This window comes from Streptomyces liliifuscus (assembly GCF_016598615.1).
Classification (GTDB): domain Bacteria; phylum Actinomycetota; class Actinomycetes; order Streptomycetales; family Streptomycetaceae; genus Streptomyces; species Streptomyces liliifuscus.
On record NZ_CP066831.1, the window covers coordinates 1,252,686 to 1,276,404 of the forward strand.

20 protein-coding genes are annotated in these 23,719 nt (G+C 71.2%); 12 read left to right on the forward strand and 8 right to left on the reverse strand.

Annotation, left to right across the window (positions count from 1 at the left end; translation table 11 throughout):
• Positions 1-11: 11 nt before the first annotated feature.
• From JEQ17_RS05430 to JEQ17_RS05460, 7 genes are all read right to left on the reverse strand, one after another.
• The gene (locus JEQ17_RS05430) at positions 12-983 is read right to left on the reverse strand and encodes a phosphotransferase family protein (protein WP_200394128.1); all 972 of its coding nucleotides are present in this window, start codon (positions 981-983) and stop codon (positions 12-14) included.
• Positions 980-2,191, reverse strand: a complete 1,212-nt coding sequence (locus JEQ17_RS05435) for an acyl-CoA dehydrogenase family protein (protein WP_200394129.1) — start codon at positions 2,189-2,191, stop codon at positions 980-982. Before JEQ17_RS05435 ends, JEQ17_RS05430 begins: the two co-directional genes overlap by 4 nt.
• 31 nt (positions 2,192-2,222) lie before the next feature.
• On the reverse strand, positions 2,223-3,371 hold the full coding sequence (locus JEQ17_RS05440; protein WP_200394130.1) for a thiolase family protein: 1,149 nt from the start codon (positions 3,369-3,371) through the stop codon (positions 2,223-2,225).
• The gene (locus JEQ17_RS05445; RefSeq protein ID WP_200394131.1) at positions 3,368-3,718 is read right to left on the reverse strand and encodes a Zn-ribbon domain-containing OB-fold protein; all 351 of its coding nucleotides are present in this window, start codon (positions 3,716-3,718) and stop codon (positions 3,368-3,370) included. Before JEQ17_RS05445 ends, JEQ17_RS05440 begins: the two co-directional genes overlap by 4 nt.
• A 5-nt stretch (positions 3,719-3,723) precedes the next feature.
• Positions 3,724-4,512: an enoyl-CoA hydratase/isomerase family protein gene (locus JEQ17_RS05450; protein WP_200394132.1), complete on the reverse strand. Its 789-nt coding sequence runs from the start codon at positions 4,510-4,512 to the stop codon at positions 3,724-3,726.
• 79 nt (positions 4,513-4,591) lie between these two features.
• Positions 4,592-5,743, reverse strand: coding sequence for an acyl-CoA dehydrogenase family protein (locus JEQ17_RS05455; RefSeq protein WP_200394133.1), 1,152 nt, complete (start codon positions 5,741-5,743; stop codon positions 4,592-4,594).
• Between the two features lie 122 nt (positions 5,744-5,865).
• Complete coding sequence (locus tag JEQ17_RS05460; RefSeq protein ID WP_200394134.1) at positions 5,866-6,666, reverse strand: SDR family NAD(P)-dependent oxidoreductase; 801 nt, start codon at positions 6,664-6,666, stop codon at positions 5,866-5,868.
• An 87-nt stretch (positions 6,667-6,753) separates the two neighbouring features.
• Here JEQ17_RS05460 and JEQ17_RS05465 point away from each other — a divergent pair, with 87 nt between their 5' ends.
• The 6 genes from JEQ17_RS05465 (at position 6,754) to JEQ17_RS05490 (ending at position 15,926) form a co-directional block, all read left to right on the forward strand.
• Positions 6,754-7,848 carry an NAD(P)-dependent alcohol dehydrogenase gene (locus tag JEQ17_RS05465; protein WP_200401312.1) on the forward strand — a complete coding sequence of 365 codons (1,095 nt, stop codon included), beginning with the start codon at positions 6,754-6,756 and terminating at the stop codon, positions 7,846-7,848.
• 127 nt (positions 7,849-7,975) lie between these two features.
• A complete protein-coding gene (locus JEQ17_RS05470) occupies positions 7,976-9,304 on the forward strand; it encodes an FAD-dependent oxidoreductase (protein ID WP_200394135.1) in 1,329 nt (442 codons plus the stop codon).
• 242 nt (positions 9,305-9,546) lie between these two features.
• Positions 9,547-10,416: a branched-chain amino acid ABC transporter permease gene (locus tag JEQ17_RS05475; RefSeq protein WP_200394136.1), complete on the forward strand. Its 870-nt coding sequence runs from the start codon at positions 9,547-9,549 to the stop codon at positions 10,414-10,416.
• 12 nt (positions 10,417-10,428) lie between these two features.
• Complete coding sequence (locus JEQ17_RS05480) at positions 10,429-12,957, forward strand: ATP-binding cassette domain-containing protein (protein WP_200394137.1); 2,529 nt, start codon at positions 10,429-10,431, stop codon at positions 12,955-12,957.
• A 45-nt stretch (positions 12,958-13,002) separates the two neighbouring features.
• On the forward strand, positions 13,003-14,211 hold the full coding sequence (locus JEQ17_RS05485) for an ABC transporter substrate-binding protein (protein ID WP_200394138.1): 1,209 nt from the start codon (positions 13,003-13,005) through the stop codon (positions 14,209-14,211).
• 86 nt (positions 14,212-14,297) lie between these two features.
• Entirely contained in the window at positions 14,298-15,926 is a 1,629-nt protein-coding gene (locus tag JEQ17_RS05490; RefSeq protein ID WP_200394139.1) for a serine hydrolase, read from the forward strand.
• Here the strand turns inward: JEQ17_RS05490 and JEQ17_RS05495 are convergent.
• Positions 15,913-16,986 (reverse strand): D-2-hydroxyacid dehydrogenase, encoded by a 1,074-nt coding sequence (locus tag JEQ17_RS05495; RefSeq protein ID WP_234048088.1) that lies wholly within the window; start codon positions 16,984-16,986, stop codon positions 15,913-15,915. The two genes, JEQ17_RS05490 and JEQ17_RS05495, sit on opposite strands and share 14 nt — an antisense overlap.
• A 370-nt stretch (positions 16,987-17,356) precedes the next feature.
• On the opposite strand from JEQ17_RS05495, the gene JEQ17_RS05500 reads away from it, so the two are divergent.
• The 6 genes from JEQ17_RS05500 (at position 17,357) to JEQ17_RS05525 (ending at position 23,717) form a co-directional block, all read left to right on the forward strand.
• Complete coding sequence (locus JEQ17_RS05500; protein ID WP_200394140.1) at positions 17,357-18,712, forward strand: MFS transporter; 1,356 nt, start codon at positions 17,357-17,359, stop codon at positions 18,710-18,712.
• Positions 18,713-18,783: 71 nt separating this feature from the next.
• On the forward strand, positions 18,784-19,449 hold the full coding sequence (locus tag JEQ17_RS05505; protein ID WP_200394141.1) for an HAD-IA family hydrolase: 666 nt from the start codon (positions 18,784-18,786) through the stop codon (positions 19,447-19,449).
• A 42-nt stretch (positions 19,450-19,491) separates the two neighbouring features.
• Complete coding sequence (locus JEQ17_RS05510) at positions 19,492-20,886, forward strand: NAD(P)/FAD-dependent oxidoreductase (protein WP_200394142.1); 1,395 nt, start codon at positions 19,492-19,494, stop codon at positions 20,884-20,886.
• Between the two features lie 228 nt (positions 20,887-21,114).
• On the forward strand, positions 21,115-22,728 hold the full coding sequence (locus JEQ17_RS05515; protein ID WP_200394143.1) for a PucR family transcriptional regulator: 1,614 nt from the start codon (positions 21,115-21,117) through the stop codon (positions 22,726-22,728).
• 99 nt (positions 22,729-22,827) lie between these two features.
• A complete protein-coding gene (locus tag JEQ17_RS05520) occupies positions 22,828-23,037 on the forward strand; it encodes a heavy-metal-associated domain-containing protein (protein WP_200394144.1) in 210 nt (69 codons plus the stop codon).
• A gap of 131 nt (positions 23,038-23,168) precedes the next feature.
• Positions 23,169-23,717 carry a hypothetical protein gene (locus JEQ17_RS05525; RefSeq protein ID WP_200394145.1) on the forward strand — a complete coding sequence of 183 codons (549 nt, stop codon included), beginning with the start codon at positions 23,169-23,171 and terminating at the stop codon, positions 23,715-23,717.
• Positions 23,718-23,719 lie beyond the last annotated feature (2 nt).

Below are 23,719 nucleotides of genomic sequence, written 5' to 3' on the forward strand. Positions count from 1 at the left end.
GTGGTACTCCTTCAAGACCGTTGCGCGAGGATGTCGAGCGCCGTGCGGATCATCGCCGCGATGGTCGGCGGCAGCCGCTCCTGGTCGGGGTCGTGGTGCTTGCCCTCGCGGTGTCTGCGCAGGTTGTGGCCCATGATCGCGGCCATCTTGGTGCGGGCCAGGGCACGGAACCAGGCGAGGTCGGGGAGTTCGGTGCGGCCGTCCGTATAGGCGGCGAGCAGCTCCTCCTCGGTGGGCAGGCCCGGGACCGGTCGGCCCAGGCGGGGGAAGTTCCGGTGGTCGGCGAAGAGCAGGAACCAGCCGAGGTCGATGCGAGGGTCCCCGAGGCCCCAGATCTCCCAGTCGACGACGGCCGCGGGCCGCTCGCCCCGGCACAGGACGTTGCCGAGCCGGAAGTCGCCGTGGGTCAGAGTGGGTGGCATGCCGTCCGGGACCATGGAGGCGAGGCGGCTCAGCAACTCCTCGGCACCTGGCCGGAGGTTCTCCGGCACGGCCCGCATGGTGCGTCCCCATCGCTCCAACTCACCTGCCGGATCGAGGAGTTCCGAGGTGATCCCGGTCTTCGTACCGTGCAGTTCCCTCAGCACGCCGGCCAGGGCCAGCATCCGTGTCCGGCACAGGCCCGGGTCGAGCCGGTGCTCGTCCAGGACCGGCTCGACCGCCTCGCCGTCCACGAACTCCATGGCGAACCAGGCCGGTTCCCGCTCGTCGACGGCGAACACCTCGGGCACGGGGACCGGCGATCCGGCGAGAGCGCGCAGCACCTGGGCCTGGCGGAGCACGTCGTTGCGACCGACAGGCTTCTGCCCGGGCGGCACCGCCTTCACGACGTACGAGTCCGGTCCCGCCGCCATCGAGTACGTGAGCCCCGAGTGGCCGCCCGGCAGGGTGCGCAACTCCGCGAAGGGCACGCCCGGATGTCGGGCGGCGAGCCGCTCGCGCACCCGTCCGGCGAGTGCCGTCACGTCGGTCGTGGTACTCAACTCCCCGCCCCTTTCGGCTCCTTGGGCAATCCGAGCACGCGCTCGGCCAGGATCGTGCGCTGGATCTCGTCGCTGCCGCCGGCGATGCGATATCCCGGGGCGCCGAGCAGATGCTCGGTCCAGGCGAACGTGCCCCACTCCCCCGTGTCGGCGCCCAGCCGCGGTCCGAGCAGCTGCTGTACGAGGTCGGTGGTGGCCCGCATGGTCGCGGTGGCGTGGAGCTTGCCGACGGAGGCCTCCGCGCCCGGTTCACGGCCGGCTGCCACGGCTGCCGTGACGCGCAGTCCGATGAGTCGCTGAACGAGGGTGCGCACGAACAGGTCGGCCGCCTGCTGCCGTTCACCACCGGTGAGCGGGCGGGGCAGTCGGCGGGCGAGCTGGAGGGCACGGTCCGCGTTGTCCAGTCCGAGGCCTCCGGAGTCCAGCCGCTCGGCCGCGAGCACGGTGAGCGTCACCCGCCAGCCCTGCCCGACCGGGCCGAGCCGGTCGGCGTCCGGTACGAACACGTCGTCGAGATAGACCTCGTTGAAGCTGGAGCCGCCGGTCATCTGCCGGATGGGCCGCACGGTCACGCCGGGCGCGTCCATCCGGACCAGGAAGACCGTGATGCCCGCGTGCTTGGGCACGTCCGGGTCGGTCCGGCAGACGGCGACACCCCAGGTGGCCACGCGGGCGCCGGACGTCCAGACCTTGTGGCCCCGCAGCAGCCAGCCGTCCCCTTCTCTTACCGCTCGTGTGCGGACGGCGGCGAGGTCGGACCCGGCCTCCGTCTCGGAGAAGAGCTGGCAGGCGAGTTCGTCCGTGCGGAGCATGGGGCGCAGCCAGCGAGCCTTCTGTTCGTCGGTGCCCCAGATACGGATCGCGGGAGCGACGAGCTGCTGGGTGACCGGGAAGACCTCGGTGCGCCGGGGCACATCGAAGGCGGCCTCCTCGGTCCGGTACAACTGCTCGTAGTACGAGGGCAGTTCACGCCCCCCGTACTCCGGTGGCCAGTCGAGCGCGCCCCAGCCCCGGTCGTACCGGGTGCGCTCCCAGTCCCGTATCCGGTCGGTCTGTGCGCGCTCCTCGGTCTCGGTCCAGTTCTCGAAGACGGCCACCGAGTCGTCGCCGCTGCCCCAGTCCTGGCGCGTGGCGCGTGTCTCCGCCGTGCCGGCCAGCCAGCGCCGGGCCTCGGCACGGAACTCCTCGGGTTCGGGGATATCGCTCATGTTCCTCCCTTCGGCGAATCAGGTGCCGGGTTCAACGGGTCAGCACGGTGCAGGCGCTGACGCCCGGTGCTCCATAGACGTGTGTGAAGCCGGTCGACGGCTCGCCCGGCACCTGCCGTTCGCCCGCCCTGCCGCGCAACTGCTGGACGATCTCGTGGACTTGGCGGAGCCCGGAGGCGCCGATGGGCTCGCCGTTGGCGATACAGCCGCCGTCGGTGTTGACCGGCAGCGCGCCGCCGATCGCGGTCGCGCCGGAGGGGATCAGCCGCTCCTGCTCGCCGTGCTCGCAGAACCCGCACTCGGCCATGTGCATCACCTCGGCACCGCTCTCGGTGTCCTGGAGCTGGCACACGTCGATGTCTCCCGGGCCCAGCCCGGCCTCCTCGAAGGCCAGTCGGGCGGCGTCCGCGCTCACGCTGGTCGGCGTCCCGGGCGGCGCCCAGGGGCTGAACACCTCGAAGGAGCCGAACCGCCGGGTCCGTACGACCGCCGCCCGCAGTGCGACCGGGGTGCCGTCCAGTTCGTCGGCGACCGCGCGGTTGCACAGGACCAGGGCGACCGCTCCCTGTCCGGGCGAGCAGAACATGTACCGGGTCAGCGGGTCGTTGACCATGCCGGACGCCAGGATCTCGTCCGCGTCGACCGGTTTGCGGCGCCAGGCGTGGGGGTTGCGGACCCCGTTCGCGTACGCCTTCTCGGCGACCAGTGCGAGCGTGCGGGCGCTGATGCCGTGGTCGTGCATGTACCGCTGGATCTTCATGGCGAAGAACTGGGTGGTGACCATGAGCCCGTCGCGCCCGTAGGACTCGTCGAGCCCCCAGTCGGCGGGCCGCGGGTCGAAGGCGCCGCGCGGGTGCTTGTCGAACCCGACGGCCAGGGCGACGTCCGCCGCGCCGGAGCGGATCGCGCCCACGGCCGACACCAGGGCGCTGCCGCCGGTGGCGCAGCCGTTGCGGACGTTGATGAACGGCACGCCGGTCAGGCCGAGTTCGGCGACGAGCGTGTCGGCGTTGCCCGCCGCGTCGCTGCCGCCGAAGGCCGCCCGCACCCGGGACCAGGGCAGCCCGGCGTCGGCCAGTGCGGATCGGACGGCCCGCACGGCGAGTTGCCTGCCGTCGTCCTCCGTACGGGCGAAGGAGGTGATTCCGGCGCCGCAGACCAGCACCTCCTCGGCGCTCATGCGGTGACTCCCACGGCCCTGGGCACGCCGTCCCCCGCAGCGAGGCTCAGCGGCATGCCGATCCTCGCGTCCTCGGGCCGGATGTCGAGCACCGCCAACACCCTTACGCCCTCCGGCAGTTCGACATAGCCCACGGCGAACGGCTCGAACCCGGCGGCGGGGACGGCGTACGGCGGCGACTTGGGCGCGTACCGCTGTACGGTCCAGGTCCACAGCGTGCCCGTACCGGAGAGAACGACCTCCTCGGCCGGTCCCCCGCAGCGCGGGCACGCCGGGTCGGCGGGGTAGACGGCCACCGCGCAGCCGGCGCACCGGGAGCCGTGGAGCCGGCTCCCGGGTTCCGCCATGGTGCTCAGCGTCCCTTCCACTGCGGTTCCCGCTTCTCCAGGAAGGCCGCCACACCCTCCGCCGCGTCCTCGGAGTTGAGCATCACGCCGACCGCGAGGTGCTCCATGACCATCAGCGACTGGATGTCGGCGTCAAGGCTGCGGTCGATGGTCATCTTGGTGATCCACATGGTGAACGGGCTCTTGTCGACCAACTGGTCGGAGAACTCCTCGACCGTGGCGTCCAGCTTGTCCGCCGGCGCCGAGGAGTTGATGAGCCCGAACTCCGCGGCCTCGACCCCGGTGAGCAGCTTCCCGGTGAGCATGAGCTCCTTGGTCTTGCGGACGCCGATCATGCGCGGCACCCGGTAGATGGGTCCGGCCCCGCCGAACAGCGCGCGGCGGATGTGGAAGTCGCCGATCAGTGCGTCGTCCGCCGCGATCGCGAAGTCGCAGGAGATCATCAACTCGAAGCCGCCCGCGGTGACATGGCCTTCGAGGACGGCGATCGACGGCGTCTTCATCGAGTAGAGCCGGTCGCAGACCTTCGCCGACAGTACGGCGACGTCGATGGCGGTGGAGCTGCCGATGAAGTCGGCCTTGAGGCTGTCCAGGTCGAACCCGGAGCAGAAGGTGTTGCCCCGCCCGCGCAGCACCAGCACGCGCAGCTCGGGGTCGGCGTCGACCTCGGTGATGATCTCGTCGAGCCGGTTGAGGATCGGCACGGTCACGCAGTTCTTCTTGTGCGGGCGGTTGAGCCAGACCCGCGCGACGTGACCGTCCCGCTCGAACTGGATCTCGTCTTCGACTGCCATGAGTTCCTCCAAACTGAACTGAATTCAGTACGATTCTGCGGGCAGTAGATGCCCCTGTCAATGGATCGGGAGCCGCCACTCAGTCCGATCGCCCGGCGAGGCCGAGCAGTTCGGCCAACCGCAGCCGGTGGTCGTCGGCCGTGCCGAACAGCGCCTCGTCGGCCCGCGCCCGGCGGACGTACAGATGGGCAGGGTGCTCCCAGGTGAAGCCGATACCGCCGTGGAGCTGCACGTATTCGGTCGTGGCGAGCCGATACGCGCCGGTGCACGCCACCGCCGCGGCGCTCGCGGCGACGGGCAGCTCGGGGGTCCACTCCGCCAGACAGGCGTTCGCGTACGCCGACGCCGACCGCGCCCCTTCCACCTCGACCAGCAGATCGGCCAGTCGATGCTTGACCGCCTGGAACGAGCCGATGGCGCGACCGAATTGAGTTCGTTGCGAGACGTACTCCAGGGTGGCGTCCAGCGCATGCGCACTTCCGCCGACATGCTCGGCGGCGAGCGCCACCCGGCCGGCGTCGAGGACGGCGTCGACGATTCCGGGCGCCTGTCCGGGCTCACCGACCGGCTCGGCCGGCGTGCCCCGGAAGCGGACGAACGCCTGACGGCGGGTGGGGTCGAGGACGTGCCGGGCCGTGCGCTCGCAGGTCGAGCCGTGCGTCCCGTGCGGCGGCGCCGGTTCGCAGGCGAACAGCCGCTCCCCGTCCGGCGCCCTGGCCACCACGAGCAGCAGATCGGCACCCTCGCCATCAGGCACGAAGTCGGCCTCCCCGCGCAGCACCCAGCCGTCGGGCCCGCGCTCGGCCGTCACCTCGGCGGCCTGTACGAACCCGGCGACCGTGGCCGTGACCGCGCCGGAGGCGATCCCGGGCAACCAGCGCTCGCAGGCCCGCCCGTCACCGCTGCCCAGCAGGGCGTGCCCCGCGAGCACGACGGTCGGCAGCAGCGGTGCCGGACACAGCACACGCCCGGCCTCCTCCAGAGCCACGGCGAGTTCGGCGAAGGTGTACCCCCCACCGCCGTACTCCTCCGGCAGAGCGAGCCCATGCACCCCGATCTCCTCGGCGAGCCGAACCCAGAGCGCCTGGTCGTACCCGCGCGGGCCTTCCACCTGCTTGCGCACCTCTTCGGGCCCACAGGTCTCGGCGAACAAGTCCCGCAGAACCGCCCGTAGTTGACGCCGCTCCTCGGTCTCCAGCAATACCGCCGGATCCACATCGAGCCGATTCACACAGACCTCCCTGGATCAAACAACTCGGGTTCCATGGGCGCCCCCCTGAGGAGCGCGGGGAACTGCGCGACCAGCCACAGCGAACTCGTGGCGGCAATCCGAAGCGCAACCCCAGAGACCCCTCACACCGTGAATCGCCCCCCGTTGGCGAGCAGCACGGCCCCAACGAGATTCACCGCCTCATCACTCGCCAGAAACAGCACGACATCGGCGATCTCGCCCGCCGTGGCGTAAGGCCGGACCCGAGGATCGGCCAGGTCCTGCCGCAACGCGGCGGGCGTCCGCGCCGCCATCCCCGTGTCGGTGGGCCCCGGCGCCACCGTGTTCAGGCGGACGCCGAACGCGATCGCCTCCTTGGCGACGGCCTGGCTCAGCGCGTGCGCACCGGCCTTCGACGCCGCGTAGTGCGGATAGCCGGCCGGAGCGTCGAAGGCGGAGGAGGAGCCGACGGTGACGATCGCACCGGACCGGTGGGGCGCCATCACCCGCAACGCGGCCCGCAGGACATGGAAGGTGCCGTCCAGGTTGACCCGCATGACACGCCGCCACGCGGCCCCGTCGAGCCGGGTGACGACATCGGGCGGCCGTTCGTCGAGCAGCGCGTCGGCTATCCACTGCTTCGCCTCCGGGTCGTCGACTCCGGCCGCGTGCACCACGACGTCCAGGCGCCCGCGCTCCCGTACGACCTCTTCGACCGCCCGGTCGACCTGGTCGGCGTCCGAGACGTCCACGGTCACGGATCTCGCGCCGGGCAGTTCCTTGGCGACCGCCTCGGCCGCGGAGCCGTCGACGTCCGCGGCGAAGACGGCCGCGCCTTGCGCCGCGAGTCGCCGGGCGACCGCGGCGCCGATGCCCGAGCCGGCTCCCGTGACCAGCGCGGCCCTGCCCGTGAAGCGTCCGCGTGGCATGTCTTCGTCGCCCATCGGATTGACCCGCCTCCGCCCGCTCATCGAACTGCATATTGAACTGACTTCATTTTTGCTACCGTTTCGCTCATGTCAACAGGCAGGATGAGAGCAGTCCGGATGACGCGCTGGGGCGGCCCACCGGTGCTCACCGAAGTGGCACGTCCGACACCCAGGGCGGATGAGGTCCTGATCCGGGTGGAGGCGGCGGGCGTCTGCCGCTCCGACCTCCACGTCCTGGACGCCGGGTCCGATGCCCTGCCCTACCGAACTCCGTTCACTCTCGGGCACGAGGTCGCCGGGCGCGTGGCAGAGCGCGGACCCGGGGCCACCGGTCCGGCGGTGGGTGAGCGTGTGGTCGTCTACGGCCCCTGGGGCTGCGGGCGGTGCGCTCGCTGCGCGGCCGGCGCGGAGAACTACTGCGACCGCCGATCGGAGCTCGACGCGGTCCGGACCGGTACGGGAGTGGGGCTCGGGCGCGACGGCGGCATGGCCGACTACCTGCTCGTACCGTCCGGCCGGGTGCTGGTTCCGGTGGGCGATCTGCCCGCCGCGCAGGCGGCACCCCTGTCGGACGCCGGGCTCACCGCGTATCACGCCGTGACCGGGATCCGGCCGTCGCTGCCACGCGACAGCGATGGCGACGACCGTGACGATGGGCGTGGCAGCGGCAGCGCGACCGTGGCCGTCATCGGAGTCGGCGGCCTCGGGCATCTGGCGGTCCAGATCCTGCGGGCCACGACGTCGGCGCAGGTCCTCGCCGTGGACGTACGCGAGGAGGCACTCGCGCTGGCCGACGCCTGCGGCGCGCACTTCGGCACGCTGCTGCGGCCCGACACCGCGGAGGTGCTCCGGCGACGGGCCGGCGGGGTCGGCGTGGACGCCGTGCTCGACTTCGTCGGCAGCCACTCCAGCCTGGAGCTCGCGGTCGGCGCCCTGCGGGCGGGCGGCGACCTGGCAGTCGTCGGGAGCGGCGGCGGGGAGCTCACCGTGCGCAAGCCCGGCGCACTGCCTCCCGGGGTACGGATCTCACTGCCGTTCTGGGGGACGCGGCCGGAACTCGAAGAGGTCGTCGCCCTGGCGCGCAAGGGCGTGCTGAGGGTGGAGACGGAGGAGTTCGCCCTGTCGCGCGCGCCGGAGGCGATCGACAGACTGCGCTCCGGTCTCACACGGGGGCGTACGGTGCTCGTCCCCGACTGATCCGGTCCGCCCCGCCCGGCCGAAAGCAGACCTGTCGAAGCTTGTGTCGACATACCTCTCGACTACAGAAGTGAGTTCAATTAGGGTTCAGGTCACTCAGCGACACGACAAGGCGGTGGGACCCGCTATGGGTGTTGGAACAGTGGATCTGCTGGTGGTGGGCGGCGGAATGGCCGGACTCTCGGCCGCCGCCCGGGTGGCCGCGGAAGGCGGCTCCGTGGTTCTCGTGGAGAAGGCGGAACGCACCGGTGGCTCCGCGCGCTTCGCCGGCTTCGTATGGACGACCCCCACCTTCGACGAACTGCGTCGCGTCAATCCCGACGGCGACGCGGAACTCGCCGCGGCCCTGGTGGACGGGTTCGCCGACGCGGTGGCCTGGATCCGGTCTCTCGGCGTGGAATGCCGGCCGCCGGTGCCCGTACTCGGCTTCGGCCGGGGACATCAGATCGACACGAACCACTACCTCGACACCTGCGAGCGGTTGATCCGCGACCGGGGCAGCGAGGTACTGACCGCCACCTCGACGCGCAGCCTCCTGACGGAGAACGGCGCGGTCACGGGTGCGGAGTGCGTACTGCCGGACGGATCGATCCGCCGGATCGACGCCGCCTGGACCCTGCTCGCGACCGGCGGGTTCCAGGGAGATCCGGGCCTGCGCACGGAACACGTCCACCCCCAGGCCGCGGACATCGAGCTGCGGGCCAACCCGCACAGCCGGGGCGACGGGCTGTCGCTCGGTCTCTCGGCGGGGGCCGCTTTCGGGAAGAAGGACGCGGGTTTCTACGGGCATCTGATGCCCGCGGGCGTCTCCCTCGCCGACCCCGCCCGATTCGTCGACCTCGCCCTCTACTACAGCGAGCACGCCCTGCTGTTCGACATCACGGGCGAACGGTTCGTCGACGAGACCGTCGGGGACCATCTGACCACCATGGCTCTGCTGGAAAGACCGCAGGCCCGTGGGCTGCTGGTCGCCGACGCGCGGGTGCACCGGGAGTGGATCTCCGCCTCGTACGTGGAGGGCATCCCCGGCGTGGACAAGTTCCAGCTCTGCCATCGTGCGGGCGCCCGCAGCGCGGTCGCCGACAGCCTGGAGGAGTTCGCCTGGATGCCCGAGGAGTGGGGCTACCCGGGCGCCAGGATCCGTGACCGGGTCGAGGAGTACAACGCCACCGTGGGCGGAGGTGGCGAGCCGGCCCCCGGGCGACTGCTCGACCGGCAACCGCTCGACGAGCCGCCCTTCTATGTGATCGAGGCCGCGCCCGCGATCACGTTCACCTTCGGCGGTCTGCTCATCGACGCCGAAGCCCGTGCCCTGTCGGCGGACGGCCGGCACACCGTGCCCGGCCTGCTCGTGGCGGGCGCGGACGCGGGTGGGCTCTACCGGCGCGCCTATGCCGGCGGCCTGGCCCCGGCGCTCGTGTTCGGTCTGGCGGCCGCGCGGACCGCGCTGCCCTAGGGCCTGCCCCTCGGGGCCCCGCCTCAGGGTCTGCCCGTCGGGCGGATCGTGCCGAACAGGCACCGGACCACCCGCACTCCGACAAATCCCGTGCACGAGTCTTGCCCGTGCGGCACCGGAGTGCCTAGCTTACTGAATTGAGTTCACTTTACTAAGCGGCGAGTACCGCGCACACGGCTTTCGAGCATGTGGCGCGAACACGCCGCACGCGCTTCTCGAAGCACTTCGAAGAAGGAGGGACCGTGAGTCAGTTTCTGCTGGTCCTGGTCAGCGGCGTGGCCAGCGGAGCCGTGTACGGGCTCATAGGACTCGGCCTGGTCATCATCTATCGGGCCACGGACGTCGTGAACTTCGCGATGGCGTCCCTGGCGACCCTGGGCCTGTACGTGGCGGTCTCGCTCCGGGACCAGGGGGTGGCGACGGTGCTCGGCATCGTCGCGGCCGTCACCATCACCGTCGTGGCGGGCCTGCTGGTGCGCGAGACCGTGATCAGGCCACTGGGCCAGGGACAGCTGTTCTCCGCGCTCGTCGTGACCATGGGCGTGTCCCTGGTGGTCGAGAACGTGGCCAGTTCGATCTGGGGCGACGAACCGAAGTCCTTCCCCAACCTGGTCAACGGCACGGTGAGCTGGTCGGGCGCCGCACTGCCGGTCCAGAGCCTGGTGACCATCGCCGTCGCCGCGGTGGCGATGGCCGTCGTGGGTTATCTGTTCGCCCGCACCACGCTCGGCTCCGCGATGCGCGCGGTGGCCGAGAACGCGGACACCGCGCGCGTCGTCGGACTCGAGCCACAGCGCCTGGCCCGGATCGCCTGGGCACTCGGCCTCGGCCTCGCCGCACTCGCCGCGTGTCTGTACGCGCCGAGGTCGGGGCTGGTACCGACCGCCCTCGTCGCACCGCTGTTCCGCGCCTTCGCCGGGATCTTCCTCGGCGGCCTGACGAGCATGTACGGCGCCGTCGTCGGCGGACTCACCGTCGGTGTGCTGGACAACCTCGCGGCGAACTACGCCTCCGCCAGCCTCCGGGACACATTCGTCTTCTCGTTCACTGTTCTCGTGCTGCTGATCCGCCCTCAGGGCATCTTCGGCACCCGCACCTTCCAACGGGTCTGAGGGGTCGTATCCATGGTCTTCAACCGTTCCCTCCTCGCGAAGGCCGCGCTCGGGCCGGCCGCCGGCGCGGTGCTGATGGCCTTCATGGCCTCCGGCGCGATCCCCGCGTACCAGATGTACTCGGTGGCGCTCGCAGCCGTGTACACGATCGTCGTGCTGTCGGTCGGTCTGCTGGCCGGCTGGTCCGGCATCTGGTCGGTGGGCCACCCGGCGTTCTTCGCCATCGGCGCCTACTTCGCCGCGTACGGCAGCGGTCACGGCTGGTCGCTGGAGACGGTGGTCCTGGGAGCAGTGGTCACCGGAACCGTCCTCGGCGCCTTCCTCGGGTACGCGGGTGCCAGGTTCTCGATGCTCTACATCGCCCTGCTGACGCTCGCCTTCACCATGGTGACACTGGAGCTGGTCAACCGCTGGAGCAGCGTGACCGGCGGCGACCAGGGCGTCGCGGTGCTCCAACTGCGCAGTTCCCTGGGCCTTGGCACCCTCGCGGGCGGCAGCACCGAGTCCCAGTACCTCGCGGTCGGCGCCGCGGCCGTGGTGCTCGCACTGGCGGTACCGGCCGCCGCGTCCGGACTGCGGATGCGGCTGGTGGCCGCGAAATCGCATCCCCTGGCGGCCCGTACGATCGGCATCGCGCCCGAGGCGCAGTCGGCGCTGGCGTTCGCGGTGAGCGCCGCGTTCACCACCTTCGCGGGTGTACTGCTCGGGCTCATCACCGGTTTCGTCAGCCCGGACCCGTTCTCCCTCAACCTCGGCATCGCGCTCATCGCGGCGTGTGTACTGGGCGGGGTAGGGACCATCGTCGGCGCGGTGGCCGGCGGCGCCTATCTGACCTGGAACCCCTCGCTGTCGTCCGCCGTGGGACTCCCCCAGCCGGTCGTGCAGGGCCTCGTACTGGTCGGGGTGCTGCTGTTCCTGCCCGGCGGAGTGGTGCCGTTCCTCAGCGCGCCCCTGCGGTCGGTGCTCCGGCGCGTGTGGCGACGGCCGGCACCGGCACCCACGCCCTCGAAGCCCACCCCTGCCGTCGGCCTCGAACCGCGGCAACCGGCCGCAGCAATGGAAGCACCCACAGGTGAAGCCGACGTCGTGCTGTGCCTGGAGCACGTGTCGGTCGCGTACGGCGGGCTGAAGGCACTGGAGGACGCCTCGGTGTCGCTGCGGCAGGACGAGGTCCTGGCCGTGATCGGCCCCAACGGGGCGGGAAAGACGACCCTGTTGAACGCGGTGTCGGGCCTGACCGGCAACGGCCGGGTGAGCGGGAGGGTCGATTTCGCGGGCGGTTCCCTGCTCAAGGCGCGGGCCACCGCGCGGCGCCGGCTGGGCATCGGGCGTACGTTCCAGCACGCGGAGGTGTTCTCCGAACTCACCGTCACCGAGAACGTGTTGTGCACGCGCCGCTGGATCACCGCCCGGGACCGGGCCGACGTGGCGCGGCTGCTCGACTCGGTCGGCCTCGCCGACGTGGCCGACCGACGGCCCGGAGAGCTGCCGTTCGGGCTGCAGAAGCGACTGGACCTCGCCCGTGCGATGGCCGAGGAACCGAAACTCCTGGTGCTGGACGAGCCGTTCGGCGGTCTGGACGCCGGCGAACGCGCAGTGCTGGCACAGCAGATCAGGCGGCTGCACGCACAGGGCACCGCCGTGCTGGTCATCGACCACGTGCTGGATGACCTGTTCTCCGTCGCACACCGGGTGCTGGCCTTCGACTTCGGCCGCACCATCGGCGAGGGCACCCCGGACACCGTGCTGGACAACCCCGAGGTGCGGTCGTCGTACCTGGGCACGGTCGGCGGCCGGGCCGAGCTGCCCGAGCGGGTCGGTGAGCGGAGCGTGCTGCGGCTGAGCGGGGTCGGTCACAGCTACGGCGGCGTGGTCGCGCTGCGGGACGTCGACCTCGACGTACACGAGGGGGTCGTGCTCGGGATCGCCGGGGCCAACGGCGCCGGGAAGAGCACCCTCGCCGGGATCCTGCACGGCTCACTGAAGCCCGCGCGCGGGAGCAGGGAGACGGGCGGGACCGTCGTCCGTACCAGCCTGGCACCCGAGGGACGGGCCCTGTTCAAGACGCTGTCCCTGCGGGAGAACCTCGAAGTGGCGGCCTACGCGGCCGGCATCACCGGGGCCCCGCTGCGCGAGCGCCTCGCGGAGACCACCGAGTGGCTGCCGCCGCGGCTGCGCGACCGCATGTCCGTGTCGGCCGCCGGGCTGTCGGGCGGGGAGCAGCAGATGCTCGCCATCGCCCGCGCCCTGATCGTGAAGCCCGACGTCCTGATCGTCGACGAGCCGGCCCTCGGGCTCGCGCCCGCGCTGGTCGACGAGGTGTACGACCGGCTGGTGCGGCTGGCCCACGACGGCCTGACGGTCGTTCTGCTGGAGCAGCTGCTCAGCCGTGCCATGTCCGTCTGCCACGAGGTGGTCGTGCTGCACGAGGGGTCGGTCGCCGCTCAGGGGCGGCCCGGGGACCCGTCGTTCGCCGCCCTCGCCGAAGCGGCGTACTTCAGCGGCGCCCGGGAGACCGCCGCGACCACCGCTCGACTGTGAAACGAACTGAACTCATGTTGTGAACTGTTGTGAACGAGGTGGACCGTGTTCCGGACAATGAGAAAATTCCGCCGCGCCGCGGGTACGACGGCCGTTCTGGCCGTGGTGGCGCTGACCGCCAACGCATGCGCCGACCAGGACTCCGCAGGAGCCGGCGGCAACTCGTCGGAGATCCACATCGGGGCGTGGCTCCCGCTGACCGGCGCCACCGCCTCGTACGGCGTGCCCCAGAGGGCCGGCGCCGACGCGTACTTCAAGATGATCAACGCGTCCGGAGGCATCAACGACCGCAAGGTCCGGTGGACCGTCAAGGACAACGCGGCCGATCCGCAGCAGACCGTGCAGATCGCACGCGAACTCGTCGGCCAGGACAAGGTCGTGGCCATCGTGAACGCGAACGGCACCTCCCAGGCGGAGGCGGCCTTCCCGTTCGTCCTCAATCAGTCGAAGGTTCCGGTTCTCAACGAGGTGGGCGGCAACGAGTCCTGGTTCAAGCCGCCGCGCCCCGGCCTGTTCGGCACCCAGACCCTCTACGAGGACCAGGCCGCGGCGATCGCGGCGTGGACGGTGCAGGACGGCGCGAAGAAGATCCTCGTCGTGCACAGTGACCCGGCCGCGTTCGTGAACGTGGCCAAGCAGGTCGAGCCCGTCGCGAAGAAGGTGGACCCCTCGGTCGAGGTCGACCGGCTGACGGTCAAGTACCAGACCACCGACTACACCCCGGTGATCAGCAAGGTGAAGGCCGCGAAGACCCAGGCGGTGATCCTCATCCTCACCTCCCCCGAGGCGGCCGCCTTCCTGAAGGAGGCCAAGCTGCAGGGGCTGTCGCTGCCCACGTACGCCTACGCGCCGGTCGCCGCGGAGTCGACGGTCTCCCTCGCCAAGGACGCGGCCGAGGGGCTCAAGGCCGTACAGCTGGTCAAGGCGCCCTCGGACACCGATCCCGCGGTGAAGGAGTTCCGCACGGCGATGGCCAAGTACGAGCCCGGTCAGCCCGCCGGATTCCTCGCGCTGTGGGGCTGGAGCAACGCGAAGGTGTTCGCGGAGATCACGAAGACCATCAAGGGACCCGTCACGGCCGACGCGATCGACAAGGCGTACGAGAAGGCGACGAAGGTGGAAACGGGGGTGTCGCCGGTCATGAGCTTCAGCCCGAGCAACCACCTCGGCACCCGCAGTGTGCAGCGGGTGGTCGTGAAGGACGGGGTCTGGACGTCCGAGGGCGACTTCTACACACCGCCGAAGCGCGGCTGAACCTGTTCGGGGCTCCGGCCGGTCGAGGGCCGGCCGGGCGGGTGCCCGGCGGGCTCGGCAGGACAAGGTCCGGTGCCGCGCGTTGAATGGTGTGTATGGGTGTTCGGCGACAGACGAGGCACCACGGAAGCACGGCGGTGACAGCGGCCGCCGTGGCCTCCCTCCTCGCCGCCGGGTACGGCGCCATCCCGTCCGCCGCGGCACCGGCGGCCGATCCGCCGCCCCAACCACCGCCCCAGCTCACGCAGGCGAAGGTGGACGAGGCCGTGGACCGGCTCGACGGGATCGTGCGGGACGGGATGAAGGAGACCGGCGTCCCGGGTGTCGCCGTGGCCGTGGTGTACAAGGACCGGGTCGTCCATCTGCAGGGCTTCGGGGAGCGACGGGTGGGGCAGTCCGGGGACGTCGGACCTGACACCGTCTTCCAGTTGGCGTCCCTCTCCAAGCCGCTCGCCTCGACCGTCGTCGCGGGCGCGGTCGGCGACAAGGTCATCACGTGGGACGACCCGGTGGCCGAGCACCTGCCCGGCTTCTCGCTCAAGGACCGCTGGGTCGGCGACCACGTCACGGTCGCCGATCTCCTCTCGCACCGCAGCGGGCTGCCCGACCACGCCGGGGACCTGCTCGAAGACCTCGGCTACGACAGGGCGTACATCCTGGACCAGCTGCGTGAGGAGCCGCTCACGCCGTTCCGGGCCAGTTACGCGTACACCAACTACGGGGTCACGGCGGCGGGCCAGGCGGTCGCGAACGCCAAGGACACCACCTGGGAGAGGCTCGCGGAGGACACGCTCTACTCCCCCGCCGGAATGAACTCCACCAGCTCCCGCTTCGCCGACTACGACAAGGCGACGGACAAGGCGGCCACGCATGTGAAGGACGCGGACGGGACCTGGGAGGCGAAGTACGTACGGGACCCCGACGCCCAGTCGCCCGCGGGCGGCGCGAGTTCCACCGCGAGCGACATGGCCACCTGGCTGCGGCTCCAGCTCGCCGACGGAAAACTGGGCGGGAAGCAGATCGTGCCCGCCGACCAGCTGGAACGCACCCACCTGCCCGAGATCGTCTCCAGCCCGCCGCCGGCACCCGCGGGCCGCGCCGGCTTCTACGGCCTTGGCTGGAACGTCGGTTACGACGACCAGGGGCGGCTGCGCCTCAGCCACTCCGGCGCCTTCGAGCTCGGCGCCAACACGAACGTGACGATGCTGCCCGGCGAGCAACTCGGCATCGCCGTCCTCACCAACGGGGCGCCGGTGGGGCTGGCCGACTCGGTCGCGCTCGACTTCTTCGACATCGCCCAGCACGGCGAACCCACCACCGACTGGCTGCCCCTGGTCGACAAGCTGTACCAACAGCAGCTGGACGCGGACCGCTCCCCCACCGACTACGGCAAGCCCCCGGGGAACGCGGCCGCCGCCCGGTCCGACGACACGTACACGGGCACGTACGAGAACGACTACTACGGTCCGCTGACCGTGACGGCCACGGACGGCGAACTCACCATGAGCCTGGGGCCGAAGCCGACGACGTTCCGGCTCACCCACTTCGACGGCGACACGTTCAGCTTCCGGACGGTCGGGGAGAACGCGACCGGGCTGTCCGGCGTCACGTTCGACGTCGGTTCGGGATCGGAGAACGCGGGCGGCTCGAAGGCGTCGAAGGTGACCGTCGAGGCCTTCGACGAGAACGGCCTGGGCACCTTCACCCGCCCCTGACCTCCCGTACGTAGCCGCGTTCCTTGTCGACCACGTTGCGCAGCTCCCTGCCCTCGGCCCTGCGGGTCAGGTTGTCGAGGAACAGGTCCGCGAGGTCGTCGCGCCAACCGGTGACCTCGCCTGCCGTGTGCGGGGAGACGATGACGCCCGGCAGGTCCCACAGGGGTGAGGCGGCGGGCAGCGGCTCCTGGGCGAAGACGTCCAGGGCCGCTCCGGCCAGGCGGCCGTCGGTGAGGTGCCGGACGAGCGCCTCCTCGTCGACGAGTCCGCCCCGGCCCACGTTCACCAGCCGCGCGCCGGGCTTCATCGACGCGAGCACGGACGCGTCGACCATGCCCCGGGTGGCCGCCGTGAGGGGCGCCGCGAGCACCACGTAGTCCGCCGCGGCCAGGGCGGGGCGCAGTCCGGAGAGGGCGTGCACCGTGCCGAAGTCGGGGTCCTCCGCGCACTCCGTACGTCCTACGGCGCTCACCCGCATGCCGACGGCGCGGAGCAGGCGGGCCACGGCACGGCCGATGGGGCCCGTGCCCCACACGAGGACGGTCCGGCCGTCGATGCGTTCGCTGTCCCGGGGCCGCCACTCTCGGCGCCGCTGGTGCTCCCAGGTGCCCGGGAAGTCCTTGGCGAGGGCCAGGATCAGGCCGAGTACGTACTCGGCGATGGGCCGGTCGTAGACGCCTCGCGAGTTGGTGAGCACCACCCGGGGGTTGTCGACCAGGGCGGGGAAGAGCAGTGAGTCGACACCGGCGGAGGCCACATGCACCCAGCCGGGCGCGCTCGACGGGTCCGCGGGCCAGGCCGCCTCGACCGCCGGGGTGATCGAGTGCCAGCAGAGCAGTGTGTCCGCGCCGGGCAGGAGGTGCGGCAGTTCCTCCTCGGTGGCGTACACCGTGTCCGCGAGGCTTTCGATGCCGGCGGCGTTGTGCGGCAGGATGCCGCGGTGCAGGACGACGAGCCGGTCGGCCAAGGCGGTTCTCCCACGGCGTGAGACGGTGCGGGGCGGCTGGTACGAGGTACCGCTTCCACCCTCCGGGGCCGTGCCGGAAGGGTCAACGGCCATGGTGTTCTCCCGGGACGGCCGCTGTGGACGGTGTGTCAACCGGTCGGCGGCCACGGAACACACTGTCCACCCGCCGTCTCCCAAGAGAACACCATGTTCATTGACGGTGGATCCGCGCTGAACCAGGGTGATGGCCAACCCCGGACCGCCTCGCCCGGCCACCCCGTTGACGACCGGTCCGCACCGCGTACAGCGCTGTGCGCCTTCCCCCGCCCTCGCTTCCCCTCAATAAATCCCGCGGATCCCCCGCGTCCCCCCGTATCTCCCGCATCCCCGCTTTCCAATGCTTGACGTACGAAGCCTCCTTCGCCCGGTCCCCCTGCCGGCGCGCGTCCCCCTCGCCTTTCCGCGTCCCCCAGGAGCCTCAAGCATGTCCCTGACCTCATCGACCACCGGCGGGGCCTCGTCGCTCGACGACGCGCCCGTCAGTTCCTTCCACCGCCGGATCATGGTGGTCGCCATGGGCGGCCCTTTCTGCGACGGCTATCTGCTGGGAGTGATGGGTGTCGCCCTCGGCCTCATCACGCCCGCGCTCGCCCTGGACACGTTGTGGACGGGCCTGACAGCCGCCTCCGTCCTGGTCGGCGTGTTCATCGGAGGCGCGGTCTTCGGCCCCGTCACCGACCGGGTCGGCCGCCATCTGATGTACGTCCTCAACCTGGCGACCTTCGTGGTCTTCTCGGCGCTCCAGTTCTTCGTCACCGAGGCCTGGCAGCTGCTGGTGCTGCGGCTGCTCATCGGCATCGCGATCGGCGCCGACTACCCCATCGCCTCCGCCCTCACCACCGAGCTGGTGCCCCGCCGGATGCGGGGCCCGGCCCTGTCCGGCCTGGTCCTCGCGTGGTGGGTCGGGTACGGCGTGAGCTACTGGGTGGGCTGGGCACTGACCGGGCTCGGCGACGACTCCTGGCGCTGGATGCTGGCCTCCGGCACGGTCCCCGCGCTGATCTTCCTCTTCATGCGGGCCGGCATCCCCGAGTCCCCGCGCTGGCTGGCCTCGCGCGGACGCATGGACGAGGCGAAGGCGGTCGTCCGCAAGCACCTCGGCCAGGAGGTGAGCGACGAGGAACTGCTCGCGGAGGGCCGCCAGGAGCAGCGGGGCGGCTCCGGGCTCGGCAATCTCGTCGAGATCTTCAAACGCGGCTACACGGTCCCGGTCGTGTTCTGTTCCGTCTTCTGGATCTGTCAGGTCGCACCCGCCTTCGCGGTCCGCTCCTTCCAGCCACAGATGCTGTCCGCGTTCGGGGTGGGAAGCACATACGGAGCCAGCGCGCTGATCACCACCATCGCGGTGGCCGGCATCGGGCTCGGCCTGGTGGTCGTCAACCGGATCGGCCGCCGCTCGCTGCTGATCAGCAGCTTCGTGTGCATCAACGTCTCATTGATCGCGCTGGCGGTGCTGCCACTGCACTGGGCCTTCGTGGTGGTGGCCCTGTTCGCGGCCTTCCAGTTCTTCGAGGCGGCGGGCAGCGGGCTGCAGTTCGTCTACCCGAGCGAGCTGTTCCCGACCGACCTGCGGGCCACGGGCGTGGGCATCGCCACCGCCATGAGCCGCGTGGGCTCCGCCTCCTCCACGTTCCTCCTGCCGATCGCCGCCGAGGACCTGGGCGTCCGCGGCACGCTGGGCATCGCCGTGGCGATCACGCTGGTGGGACTCGTCGTCTCCTACTTCCTCGCGCCCGAGACCAAGGACCTGGGTCTGACCGAGGCCAGCAGCCGGTCCTGAAGCCGCTCACCCCGTCGCCACTTCACCTTTGAAGCACCTCAACCCTCGTCCCACACAGAGGAGTTCACTCCATGCGCAAGGTCGTCAGCTTCGACTGCTACCGGACCCTCATCAACTTCGACACCCGTACCGCCACGCACGAGATCGTCAAGGACCGGCTGGCCGAGTTCGGCGTCGACCCGGACCGGTTCCACCACGACGCGTACGTCATGCGCTTCCAGGGCGTCGTCGACGAGTACCGCCCCTACCGCGAGGTCGTCCGCCGCACCCTGCGCAACGTCATGCTGCTGCACGGCCTGGAGTACCGGGACGAGGACGGCGAGGCGCTGATCGAGGCCATCAAGAAGTTCACACCGTTCCGCGAGGTCCCGGACGCGTTGCGCCGCCTCAAGGGCGAGTACGACATCGCCATCCTCTCCAACAGCGAGGACGACCTGATCTCGTACGCCGTCGACGAGCTCGGCGTGGAGTGGGACTACGTCCTCACCGCCGAGCAGGCCGGAGCGTACAAGCCGCTGCCGCAGGCCTTCGAGTACCTGATGAAGGCCACCGGGCGCGGCCCCGAGGACATCGTCCACACCGCGCAGGGCTGGGAGTACGACATCATGCCGACCAAGCGGTACGAGGGCATGCGGCGGATCTGGGTCAACCGGTACGGCTTTCCGGGCTCGGCCGCCTACCAGCCGTACGAGGAGATCAGCGACCTCTCCGAGCTGCCTCCCCTGCTCGGCGTCTGACCCACCTCTTCTCCTCGTCCAGCCGCCGTGAAAGGACACCCCGTGAGCGCCACCACGCTCGGCCGGCCCGGCCCGGTCAACGGCCGGATCTCCCACTGGTTCGCCGAACTGCCCACCCCACGCGCCGCGTTGCCCGGTGACCGCGACGCCGATGTGTGCATCGTGGGCGCCGGACTGACCGGACTGTGGACCGCGTACTACCTCAAACTGGCCGACCCCTCACTGCGGATCACGATCCTGGAGGCCGAGTTCGCCGGGTTCGGCGCCTCCGGCCGCAACGGCGGCTGGGCGTCGGGGCTCGTGCCCGGCGCCCGTGACCGACTGGCGAAGCAGTACGGGCGGGATGCCGTGCTCGACCACCAACGCGCCATGAACGAGGCCGTCGACGAGATCGTCGCCGTGGCCGAGCGCGAGGGGATCGACGCCGGCATCGTCAAGGGCGGCACCCTGCGGGTGGCCCGCACCCCCGCGCAGGCGACCCGGCTGCGACACAAGACCGCGGCCGACCACGAGTGGGGCGTGCCGGAGGCCGTGATGCTCACGCCTGAGGAGGCCGCGGACCGCGTCCGCGTCGACGGGATGACGGCCGCGGCCTGGACCCCGCACTGCGCCCGGCTGCAGCCCGTCGCCCTGGTCCAGGGGCTCGCCTCGACGGTCGAACGGCTCGGCGTGACCCTCCACGAGAAGTCCCCGGTCACGGCCATCGAGCCAGGGCGGGCGGTCACCGCGCACGGCACGGTCGTCGCGCCCGTGGTCCTGCGTGCGACGGAGGGGTTCACGGCCTCGTTCAAGGGGCTGCGCCGCACCTGGCTGCCCATGAACAGCTCGATGATCGCCACCGAACCACTGCCGAAGGAGGTGTGGGAGGAGATCGGCTGGGCGGGCCGCGAGACGCTGGGCGACACGGCACACGGGCACATGTACGCGCAGCGCACCCCGGACGACCGCATCGCGATCGGCGGGCGCGGTGTCCCGTACCGCTTCGGCTCCCGCACCGACGACGCGGGGCAGGTGGACGCCCGGACCATCGGCCAGCTCACCGACACGCTCCACGAGATGCTGCCGCAGACCGCCGGTGCCCGGGTCGACCACGCCTGGTGCGGGGTGCTCGCCGTGCCCCGCGACTGGTCCGCCACCGTGGGCCTCGACCGCGCCACCGGGCTCGGCTGGGCCGGCGGCTATGTCGGACACGGCGTGACCTCCACGAACCTCGCCGCCCGCACCCTCACCGATCTGGTGCTCGGGCGTGAGTCCCGGCTGACCCGGCTGCCGTGGACCGGGCACCGCCCCGGCACCTGGGAGCCGGAACCGCTGCGCTGGCTGGGCGTGCGCGGGCTGTACGTCGCCTACCGGTGGGCGGACCGGCACGAGGCGGGAGGGCGGGCCCGGACCTCTCCGATCGCCACGGTCGCGGATCTGATCGCGCGGCGGCCCTGACGCGTGCCGCTGGTCCTTGTCGCCTTCTCGCCTTCTCGCCCCGGGGCGCGTGGTGCGTTCGCGGCTGCCGGTTCCGTGTGGTTGCTCGCGCCGTTCCCCGTGCCCCCCCGGGGGGGGGCACGGCGCTGAGCTGGGCAATCGGGCCTTGCGCCGGTCTGTCTCACCCCTCAGAGTGGTCCGGACATCGTGCCGGGCCGGTCGGCACGTCGTCGGACTGGAGCTGCCCCCATGCCGTTCCTCACGGTCGCGGACGTGCTGCGGCTGCCCGTCATCGCCGCCGGTCTGCCCCGGGTGGCGGCAGGCGAGCACCAGCTGTCACGCACGGTCCGCTGGGTCCATGTCACCGAACTGCTCGACCCGGCCTCCTTCCTGGAGGGCGGCGAACTCGTCCTCACCACCGGCATGCCGCACCCGGCCGATCCCACCCAACTGCGCGGCTACGTAGACCAGTTGGCGGACGTGGGCGTGGCCGGACTGGTCGTCGAGCTGGGCCGCCGCTACCAGCACGCGCCACAGGAACTGGTCACCGCCTGCCGGGAGAGGGACCTGCCGCTGATCGTGCTGGCGCGCGGGGTGCGGTTCATCGAGGTCACCCAGACCGTCCACGCGCTGATCCTGGACGCGCAGGGCGAACTGCTGCGCCGCGCCCAGCAGGTGCGCGAGCTGTTCACCTCGCTCACCCTGCGTGGCGCGGACCCGGAGGAGTTCGTACAGGCCGCGGCGGACCTCACGGGGTGCCCGGTGGTCCTGGAGAACCTGATCCACCACGCGGTGATCTGCCGGACCGCCGGCCCTCCGGAGGGACAGGTCCTGGAGGCCTGGCCGCGACGCTCGCGCACCGCCCCGACGCCGGACCGGGCGGCGGCGAGCGGGCCCGAGGGCTGGCTCGTGGCGCCGGTCGAGGACCGGGGCAGACGATGGGGACGGCTGATCATGCTGCCGCACGTGTCCGGTCCGCCGATCGGTCCCGAGCAGACGATGATCCTCGAACAGGCCGCCACCGCCCTCACCCTGGCTCGCCTCACCGGCAGACCCGAGTGGGACCGGCGCGCGCACAGTTCCGTCCTGCTCGATCTGCTCCACTGGCGCTACCGGAGCCGTACCGAGGCGCGCCTGAGGGCCGAGGCGCTCGGACTGCCCACGACCGGACACCGCCTCGTCCCGGTCGTCATCGACCACGCGGACACGGCCGACGCCGACACCACGGTCACCGGGCACCTCGCCGCGGAACTGCCCATCTCGGGCGTCAAGGCCCTGGTGGGAGACCTGTCCGAACACCGGACCGGACTGCTGCTCGCGCTGGCACGCGCCTCGGCCTGGCAGCCCGTCGTGGAACGCGTCGGCCGGGATCTGCGCGGCACGTTCGGGGAGGGGCTCGTCGTGGCGGTCGGCCCCGGGGTCACCGAACTCAGCCAGGTCACCAGATCGTTCCGCGAGGCTGAACAGATCGCCGACGCGATCGGCCCCGGGACGGGCGACCGCCCCTTCCATGTCGCGTCGGACATCGGTCTGCCGGAGCTGCTGTACTCACTGCGCGACGACGTCCGCGTCCAGCGGTACGTGGAACAGCAGCTCGGACGCCTCGTCCAGCACGACGCACGACACGGCAGCGACCTCCTCTCGACCCTGCGCGAATATCTCGTCGCCGCCGGCAACAAGTCGATCGCCGCCAAGCACGTCGGGCTCTCCCGGCAGGCCTTCTACCAACGGCTGCGGACCATCGAGCGGCTCCTGGGCAACGACCTGGAGTCCGGCGCACATCGCACCCAACTGCACGTCGCTGTCACGGCGTTGGACGTACTCGGCGGTGCGGGCGGGACCGTCCGACCGGCTTCCCTGTGAGTGGTCGGCGGGGGTGAACACCGCCGTCGGCGTACGCGTATCTGATCCCGGAGCGGCTCCCACAGCGTGCGTGCGCACGTCGGGAAGAGACGAGGGATCATGACTGAACAGCGGTACCACGTCATCGGAATGACCTGCGGCCGCTGTGCCGACACCCTGGAGACCAAGGTCTGCGGGGTGTACGGCGTCGACCGGGTCGGCATCGACCTCGACACCGGTTCGGTGACCGTGACGGGCGAGGCGCTCGACGGTTCGAAGGTGTGCGCCGCGATCACCGAGGCGGGCTTCGAGGTGGCCGCCGTTCTCTGACTCCTCCAGAACCTGTCCAGCGGAAATGCGGCCCTTTCACCCTAACGAAGTGCCGGTGCCCGACGACCGGACGGGCGGGGCCGGTCGTCCACTAGCTTCCTTCCCCTGACACCAGGGGACATAGGAGCGACGTGGCCGGAGTGAGCCTCCCGGAACATCCGTACAGCCGCACGGAGGCGACCCGGCTGTTGTGTGCCGGCGTCTACCAGGACGCCGGCTTCCGGCGCCGGGTCATCGATGAACTCGTGGACCACCAGGAGCGGCCCGTGGCCCCTCCGCTGGGGGTCGACGTCCTGCCCGTACTGGCCCATGCCGTGCGTGTCACACGCCAGGAGGCGCGCACGGCGGGGCTGATGCTGGTCGCCTGGCTCGGGTTCCTGCTGTCCGACATCGTGATGTTCTGGGACCGCGTCGCCGACAGCTGGGGCGACGGGGCCGAGGTCGGATTCGGCGACGTGTTCACCGCGTTCTACGCCGGCGACGAGAAACTCACCGCCGGAATGCCCATGCCGTGGTCGCAGTTCTACGCGTTCGTCGCCCTCGGCCTCTGGTTCGCCCACGCCGTGAAGTCGCCGAGCGCCGAGGGGCGTCAGGCGGGCCTCCCCGACCCGGTGGCCAAGGCGGCCGAGGGCTTCGGCCGCACGGTGACGTGGTGTGCGGCGATGTTCGCCGTCTTCTAATG